This is a genomic window from [Clostridium] ultunense DSM 10521 (genome assembly GCF_000511955.1).
Lineage (GTDB): Bacteria > Bacillota > Clostridia > Tissierellales > Tepidimicrobiaceae > Schnuerera > Schnuerera ultunensis.
In genome coordinates, this window is sequence record NZ_AZSU01000008.1 from 38,091 (window position 1) to 46,352 (window position 8,262).

The following is an 8,262-nucleotide window of genomic DNA, read 5'->3' on the forward strand; positions in this document are numbered from 1 at the left end:
GGGCCCAATGCTGTTCGATTATGGATACGGTCCTTTTAGATGGGTATGTTTAAGTGGCAAACAAGAAGATTTAATAAAGACGGATAGAGCAGCAATGGACTGTATAGACCCAGATCGAAGATTCCAAGACAGGGATAATTGGGTATGGATAAGAGATGCAGAAGAAAATAAATTAGTAGTAGGAACCCAAGCAAGGATTCTATATCAAGATGCTTTAGGAAGGTTAAAAATAGCCCTTAAATTTAATGAAATGGTGAGGAATGGAGAAATAGGTCCAGTAATGCTAGGAAGAGACCATCACGATACAGGAGGAACCGACTCGCCCTTTAGGGAAACAGCCAATATAAAAGACGGTAGTAATATAATGGCAGATATGGCCACCCATTGTTTTGCAGGCAATGCAGCAAGGGGAATGAGCTTAGTAGCCCTCCATAATGGTGGTGGAGTAGGAATAGGCAAAGCAATAAACGGTGGATTTGGTATGGTATTAGATGGAAGTGAAAGAGTAGATAATATACTAAAGACAGCAATGCCTTGGGATGCAATGGTTGGAGTAGCAAGAAGATCATGGGCAAGAAATGAAAATTCTATTAAAACTGTTATTGAATACAATAACCAATTTAAGGATACAGACCATATTACAATTCCATATCTACCTGATGAGGATTTAATTAAAAAGTTAGTAGATGAAGGATATGAGGAGAATACAGAGAAATAGAAAGGAGATATTAATGGCAAGATTGGTTCAATGTGTACCTAATTTTAGTGAAGGAAGAAATAAGGAAATAGTTGAAAAAATAGTGGAAGAAATAAGGATAATAGATGAGGTAAAGTTACTAGACTATTCAATGGATAAAGACCATAACCGTTCTGTAGTAACCTTTATAGGTGAACCAGAAAAGGTTATAGAAGCAGCCTTTAATGCAACTAAGACTGCAGCTGAGTTAATAGATATGAAGACCCATAGGGGAGGTCACCCAAGAATGGGAGCAACAGATGTTATACCACTTATACCTATATCTGATATTACTATGGAAGAATGTATAGAGTATTCTATTCAATTAGGAAAGAGAATAGGTGAGGAACTAGGAATTTCAGTTTTCCTATATGAAAAGTCTGCAAAATCCAAGGAGAGGGAAAACCTGGCAGACATTAGAAGGGGACAATATGAAGGAATGGCAGAAAAACTTAAAAAAGAAGAATGGCAACCAGATTTTGGGCCAGATATTTTAAATGAAAGAGCTGGGGTAACGGCAGTAGGAGCAAGAATGCCTTTAGTTGCGTTCAATGTAAATTTGGCAACTGGTGATGTGGAAATTGCAAAGAAGATCGCCAATGTTGTAAGGGCAAGAACTGGTGGATTTACCTACTGTAAAGCTATAGGACTAGAAATAGCTGAAAGAGGAATAGTACAAGTTTCTATGAATATGGTTGATTATACAAGGACATCTCTATTTAGAGTATTTGATACTATAGAAAGGGAAGCTAAACGGTATGGAGTAAATGTAATAGGAAGTGAAATTATAGGATTAGTGCCTATGCAAGCTCTAGTAGATGTTGCAGATTATTATTTAAGATTAGAAAACTTCGATTCTAGTCAAATCCTTGAAAAAAGAATGTTTGAATAAGGTGTGATAGGATGAAAGTAGATATTATTATAAAAAATGTAGACAATTTAATAACGTTAAAGGGGCCTAATAGACCAAGGACAAAAGAGGAAATGGGAGATATTGGTCTTATAAATGATGGGATAGTGGCTATAAAAGGCGACAAAATAATTTATGTAGGAAAAGGTGAGCTTCCATCTGATATTGAAACTCATGAAAATACAATATTCTTAGATGGAAAAGGCAAAACCGTTACGCCAGGCCTTGTAGATTCTCATACCCATCTTGTCCATGGTGGCTCTAGGGAACATGAATTATCCATGAAATTAAAAGGAGCTAAATATTTAGATATATTAGAAGCTGGTGGTGGCATTCATAGTACGGTTAAGGCCACTAAGGAAGCAAGTTTTGGGCAACTTTACGATAAGGCTAAAAAGAGTTTGGATATAATGCTGGGTTTTGGGGTCACAACTGTGGAAGCAAAAAGTGGATATGGATTAGAAGATTTTGATACGGAAATTAAGCAGATGGAGGTGGCAAACAAACTAAATGAAGACCATTATGTGGATATAGTATCTACATTCATGGGAGCCCATGCTATACCGCCAAAATATAAGGATAATCCAAGGGCTTTTATCGATATTATTATCAAAGAAATGATTCCTCAAGTGGCAGATGAGAAATTGGCAAAATTCTGCGATGTATTCTGTGAAAAAGGAGTTTTTTCAGTAGAGGAATCAAGGGAAATATTAGAAGCAGCTATAAAACATGGGTTATTACCAAAAGTACATGCAGATGAAATTGAACCTATGGGTGGAGCAGAATTAGCGGCAGAAGTAGGATGTGTTTCAGCAGACCATTTAGTGGCAGCTAGTGAAAAAGGAATAAGGATGATGGCGGAAAAAGGAGTAATAGCTAATTTACTTCCAGGTACATCCTTTAACTTACAGTCAGGGAAGTTTGCACAAGCTAGAAGAATGATAGAACAAGGGGTACCAGTAGCTCTTTCTACTGACTATAATCCAGGCAGTTGTCCTACAGAAAACATACAGTTAGTTATGAGTTTTGCCTCTATAATCATGAAAATGACGCCAGAAGAAGTAATTACAGCTGCAACAATTAATGGAGCTGCTTCGGTGGGATTGGAAGAGGAAATAGGTAGTATAGAAGTTGGTAAAAAAGCAGACATAGTTATATTTGATGCACCCAATTTAGATTATATTATCTATCATTTTGGAATTAACCATACGGATAAAGTTATCAAAAGGGGCAAATTAGCATTTGAAAAATCAAGTAATATATTATAGAATGTATTTAATTAAGAATGCTAAAAGGGAGTAGCTATAGTATGTATTACTAAAATAGGATCAACATGCTGGTGGAATACACCTGGTCCTATTTACCCTTTCTTTAAAGGGGAGCGAGACTTTTAGTTTAATAGAAATTTCTATTAAACTAAAAGTCTTTTTTATAACACATATTAAACAATATAAGGTAAAATATAAACAATAATATTCAACTTGAAGAAAAAGGAGAAAAAAGATGGTTACTGAATTAATTAGGGCATTTCTTTTAATATTCATTGCAGAAATGGGAGATAAAACACAGATAATAGCAATGACCTTTGCAACTCAGTATAAAATTAAGGAAGTTTTAGCAGGAGTACTTATTGGGGTTTTTATAAACCATGGTTTAGCAATAGTATTAGGTCAATATTTATCTAAATTGATTCCTATGAATTTAATCCAGTTAGTTGCAGGAATTATGTTTGTCATCTTCGGTTTATTGGCATTAAAGGAAGAAGAATTAGGAAAAAAGGATAACAAAAAAGCTTTTGGGCCTATTGTTACAGTAGCTCTAGCTTTTTTTATTGGTGAATTAGGCGATAAAACCCAACTAACGGCTATGACATTATCTGCAGAAGGAAGCTATCCTTTCATTATATTATGTGGAACTACATTAGGTATGCTAGGGACTAGTGGCTTAGGAATCTTTGTAGGTAGTAAAATTGGAGAGAAAATGCCGGATATTTCAATTAAAATAATTTCATCTATAGTATTTATATTTTTTGGAACATTAAAGCTTTATAAATGGATACCGATAGAAATATTAAATCTATTTAATATTGGGCTTTATTTTATTGGAATCCTGTTTGTCCATTTAGCATTAATGAGAAGGTTGATTAACAGAAGAAGATATTCTGAATATTCTCCAATCAAAGAAGTAGCAGCTACTCTATATGTTCAAACTAAGGTTTTAAAAGAAGCTGTAGACGACATCTGTCTTGGAGAAGGAATTTGTGGGAAATGTTCTGGTAAGGATTGTATTATAGGGTATACAAAGAGGCTTTTACAAGATGCAAGGGATAAAGAACAATACTATGTTGAAGAAAAAGCAAACCTATCAAAATTTGCAACAAAAAACTTCGACAAAACCAAAGTAATAGAGGCATTAAGTTTAATAATAGCTGATTATATGGAATATGGTATGATAAAAGATGAAGAATTTATTGTTAATCAGGTGAAAGATTCTCTAGAGCTAATCTTGCTAGGAAGAAATATTAGATTTGATGGTGATTTACCTAAGTATATTAGACATATTAAAAGGATTAATTATTCTGTAGGAAAAAACTTAGAAAATACGATCAATGATAAGCTTAGCCCTTCTATTTAAAATATAATAAAAATAAAGAAGGATAAAGAAGTTTTATGTAGAATAATATAGAATAAGCAAAAAAATAAAGAAGGAGGAGTTAATGTGGCTGAAAACCAATATGTAGTATTTAATTTAGGTGCTGAAGAATTTGGCATCGATATAATGAATGTAAAGGAGATAGTACCGTATCAAGAATCCGTTAACGTACCTAATGCTCCAGATTTCATTGAGGGAATAATTAATTATCGGGGAAATGTAATTCCAATAATCAATTTAAAGAAAAGGTTCAAATTGGGTGATTCAGAAGTAACCAAAGATACAAGGATAATTGTCATAAACCTTGAAGATAAAGAGATAGGATTTGTTGTAGATGAAGCCTCACAAACTTTGAGGTTGGATGACGAGCAAATTGATCCAACTCCTGATATAATATCAGAGGTAGACAGGAGATTCATTACAGGTGTAGGCAAAGTTGGAGAGGACAGACTATTAATCCTTTTAGACTTACATAAAATATTAACTGATAAAGAAAAAGATCAAATTGAAACGATGGAAATATAAAAAGAGGTGTAAATTGTGGCAAATACTTTTTCCAAAGTTGAACGTATAAATGAAATATTGCAAGAGACTATCTATTCTATTGAAAGTAGTAAGGAAGAGATAACAGAAATTGTCGAATATGCCAGGGATGATGTTAAGCATATAGAAAAGGAATTATTTGAAATAAAAGAAAGGGTTGACAAAGTAATAAAGGAAGTAGACCTATTGGAGATTGAAGAGAGAAAAAGTAGAGCCTATTTATCAAATGTAAGCAAAAATTTTAGGATATATACTGAAGAAGATTTAAAAGATGCTTACGATAAAGCTAATGAATGTAGGATTAGACTCCTTTTAAAAAGAGAGGAAGAGAAAAGGCTAATTGAAAGGAGAAAAGAACAGGAATTTAGATTAAAATCTGCCATAGAAGTTTTTGAAAAGGCTGAAAAGGTGAGAAAGTCTGTTAGCGTAGTAACAGAATATTTAAAAGGCAACTTAGACGAAATATTGTTTACGGTTGACCATCTCAATAAAAGACAAGTTTTAGGTATAAAAATAATTGAAGCCCAAGAAGAGGAAAGGGAAAGGCTGGCTAGGGATATCCATGATGGTCCAGCCCAATCTATGGCAAATATATTGGTGAAAGCTGAAATATGTGAAAGATTAATGGATATTGATAGGAATAAATCTAGAGAAGAATTAAAAAACTTAAAAACCATAGTTAGAACGACGTTAAAGGATTTAAGAAAGACAATATACGATTTAAGACCTATGTCTTTAGATGATTTAGGACTGATTCCGACCTTGGAAAGATACATATATAATTTTATAGATTATAGCGGAATAGATGTAAAATTAAATATCATGGGGGATGTAGTTAATTTAAATTCAGCTATAGAGGTAGCCGTTTTTAGAATTATACAAGAATCCCTAAACAATGTCTTTAAACATTCTAAAGCAACAGAAGCTAGGATTACTCTTGAATATTCTCCAACAAGACTAAATCTATCTATAGTAGATAATGGAATTGGTTTTAATCAAGAGGAGGTTAATAAAATTGGCGGTAGTGCAACCGGCGGGTTTGGTTTAATAAGTATAAAGGAAAGAGTAGAATTGTTAGAGGGTAATATAGAAATCAAATCCTGGCCAGGCAGAGGCACTAGAATCAATATTTATATAATGTTACCAGAGGAGGAAAGCTAATAATGGGAAAGGGAAAAATATCTGTAATGATAGCAGATGATCATGTATTAATGCGCGAAGGACTGAAGCAATTGCTAGAGCTAGAAAATGATATTGATGTTATAATTCAAGCTGGAGATGGTAAAGAGGCTGTTGATAGGGCTGTGGAATATAATCCAGATGTTATATTGTTAGATATAAATATGCCAAATATGAATGGAATTGATGTTTTAAGGAGATTAAAGGACTTAGGAGTTAAATCTAATGTTATTATGCTAACTATTCACGAAGATAAAGAATATTTATTCGAAACTATGAAAATTGGTGCTGATGGATATGTTTTAAAGGATTCAGATGCTGATAGCCTTATTAAAGCTATAAGGGATGTAAATGATGGGAAGACTTATATTCAACCTAGTATAGCTTCCATGTTAGTTGAGGGGATAGGGCAAGGTGATGCTGAGGGCAATAAGGGATTGGAAAAGATTAGATTATTAACTAAAAGGGAATACGAGGTATTGACCCTAATAGCAGAAGGATTAAACAATAAAGATATTGCCGACCGGCTCTACATAAGTGAGAAAACGGTTAAAAATCATGTTTCGAGCATATTTAAAAAGATTGAGGTTAATGATAGAATCCAAGCAGCTATATTTGCATTTAAAAACAATATCAAAAAAATATAAAGAAACCAAGGGGAATGATCTCTTTGGTTTCTTTATCATATATAGGAACACTTCAACGAAGGTTTTAAAAATTTATTTCATATAGTATGATTTTTAATATATTCTAGAACAAAATCCTTAAAGGTCTCATTTAAAGGCGAAAGTTGTCTTTTGTTGTGATAAACAAAATAAAACTTTCTATTAAAATCAACTTCTTTCATATAATATACTTTATATTTTCCCAATCTAATATCATCTGTAACTGCTCTCTGTGATAGGAAACTTATACCTACCCCTAATGATACCAATTCTTTTATGGTCTCAGTATCTTCCACATATGCTATAATGTCTAACTCATCTATATTTATGTTACCTTCTTCTAATCTATTTACTAATAAATTCCTAGTGCCGGACCCCTCTTCTCTAAAGATTATTCTTCCATTAATAATTTCATCTAGGGTTAAGTATGAGTAATTAGGTTTAGGATAAAGGGAAGTATTAGGCGTAATTGCTAACAACTTATCTTCCATTAGTTCAATATAATTTAGCCTATTAGATGGATATTTGGCACCAACAATACCAAAATCAGTATCCCCCTCTAAAATGCTTTTTACTACATTCTTTGAATCCTTATCTTCTAGGGTAAAAGTTACCTCCGGATAGCTTTTCAAAAAACTATCGATTATATTAGGCAGAATATATTTTCTGGGAACAGAGCTAGAATAAATATGAAGATGTCCTTGAATGCTGCCTTTATAGGCTGCTAAATCAAATTTTGCCATTTCGCAAGAATTGACAATATTAATTGCATATTTGTAAAAAAGACTGCCTGCTTCTGTAAGAGAAATCTTTTTGCCAGAACGATTAATCAGTAAAGAGCCTAATTCTTTTTCTAAACTTTGTATATGGTTAGTTACAGTAGGTTGTGTTATAAACAGTTTTTCCGCGGCACGGGAAAAACTTTTTAAGTTAGCTACTTCAATAAAAGTTTCAAGTTGTCTTAAATCCAAGTCAATATCATCCTTTCTATATGATTTTTATATTTGCACCTGCACATTTATTCTATCAGAGTTAAATAAAAATGAAAACCTAAATTAAAATTAACTTAGTGTAAAATAATTGTTGGACAAATAAACAAAAAAATATAGAGAATAATCCTCAATTTGATATAATGTAATCGTCGAAATCACAAAAAAGGAGGATATTCTCTATGAATAATATTATACAATTAATAGCAGGAAAAGTTAAGGGTGAAATTGAAGAAAATATAATAAGAGTTCTTGAAGGCGAAGGAAACCTCGATGATATTGTAGATTCAGTTGGAGAAATGGTTAATGATATTGGTATTAAAACTATTCAAGCAATAATTAGTGAATTAAATAGTATTATTAAAAAATCTCCTGAAAGAAGTGGAAAATACCATGTTCATAAAGGAAAAGTTGAAAGAACTTTAATTACTAAATTTGGTGAATTAGAATTTGAAAGGGCATATTATAAAAATATAAATGAAAATAATTATGTATATATTTTAGATGAATTATTGGGGATAGAGAAATACGAAAGAGTTGAGGGGAATTTAAAGGGAGATATTTTAGATAAATCTACTGATGTAAGTT

Annotated in this window: 8 protein-coding genes and 1 pseudogene; 8 read left to right on the plus strand and 1 reads right to left on the minus strand. The window is 32.5% G+C overall.

The genetic code is table 11. The features are described 5' to 3' along the window. The 7 genes and pseudogenes from CUL_RS0115380 to CUL_RS0115410 all read left to right on the plus strand — a co-directional run. Window positions 1-718 (plus strand): annotated as a pseudogene (locus tag CUL_RS0115380) (urocanate hydratase); the annotation flags it as partial. 13 nt (window positions 719-731) lie between these two features. Further along, complete coding sequence (gene ftcD / locus CUL_RS0115385) at window positions 732-1,628, plus strand: glutamate formimidoyltransferase (RefSeq protein ID WP_025642593.1); 897 nt, start codon at window positions 732-734, stop codon at window positions 1,626-1,628. 11 nt (window positions 1,629-1,639) lie between these two features. After that, window positions 1,640-2,914, plus strand: coding sequence for an imidazolonepropionase (gene hutI, locus CUL_RS0115390; RefSeq protein ID WP_005584222.1), 1,275 nt, complete (start codon window positions 1,640-1,642; stop codon window positions 2,912-2,914). 235 nt (window positions 2,915-3,149) lie between these two features. Further along, window positions 3,150-4,280: a TMEM165/GDT1 family protein gene (locus CUL_RS18170; protein ID WP_025642596.1), complete on the plus strand. Its 1,131-nt coding sequence runs from the start codon at window positions 3,150-3,152 to the stop codon at window positions 4,278-4,280. Window positions 4,281-4,364: 84 nt separating this feature from the next. Further along, window positions 4,365-4,823 (plus strand): chemotaxis protein CheW, encoded by a 459-nt coding sequence (locus tag CUL_RS0115400; protein WP_005584220.1) that lies wholly within the window; start codon window positions 4,365-4,367, stop codon window positions 4,821-4,823. A 15-nt stretch (window positions 4,824-4,838) separates the two neighbouring features. Next, entirely contained in the window at window positions 4,839-6,002 is a 1,164-nt protein-coding gene (locus tag CUL_RS0115405) for a sensor histidine kinase (RefSeq protein ID WP_025642598.1), read from the plus strand. Window positions 6,003-6,004: 2 nt separating this feature from the next. Beyond that, window positions 6,005-6,667 (plus strand): response regulator, encoded by a 663-nt coding sequence (locus CUL_RS0115410; RefSeq protein ID WP_005584217.1) that lies wholly within the window; start codon window positions 6,005-6,007, stop codon window positions 6,665-6,667. Window positions 6,668-6,744: 77 nt separating this feature from the next. Here CUL_RS0115410 and CUL_RS0115415 read toward each other — a convergent pair whose 3' ends face one another. After that, window positions 6,745-7,656 (minus strand): selenium metabolism-associated LysR family transcriptional regulator, encoded by a 912-nt coding sequence (locus tag CUL_RS0115415; RefSeq protein WP_005584216.1) that lies wholly within the window; start codon window positions 7,654-7,656, stop codon window positions 6,745-6,747. Between the two features lie 200 nt (window positions 7,657-7,856). Between CUL_RS0115415 and CUL_RS0115420 the strand changes: the two genes are divergently transcribed. After that, window positions 7,857-8,262, plus strand: a 406-nt coding sequence (locus CUL_RS0115420) for a UPF0236 family transposase-like protein (protein ID WP_025642601.1), incomplete at its 3' end; no start/stop codon positions are given.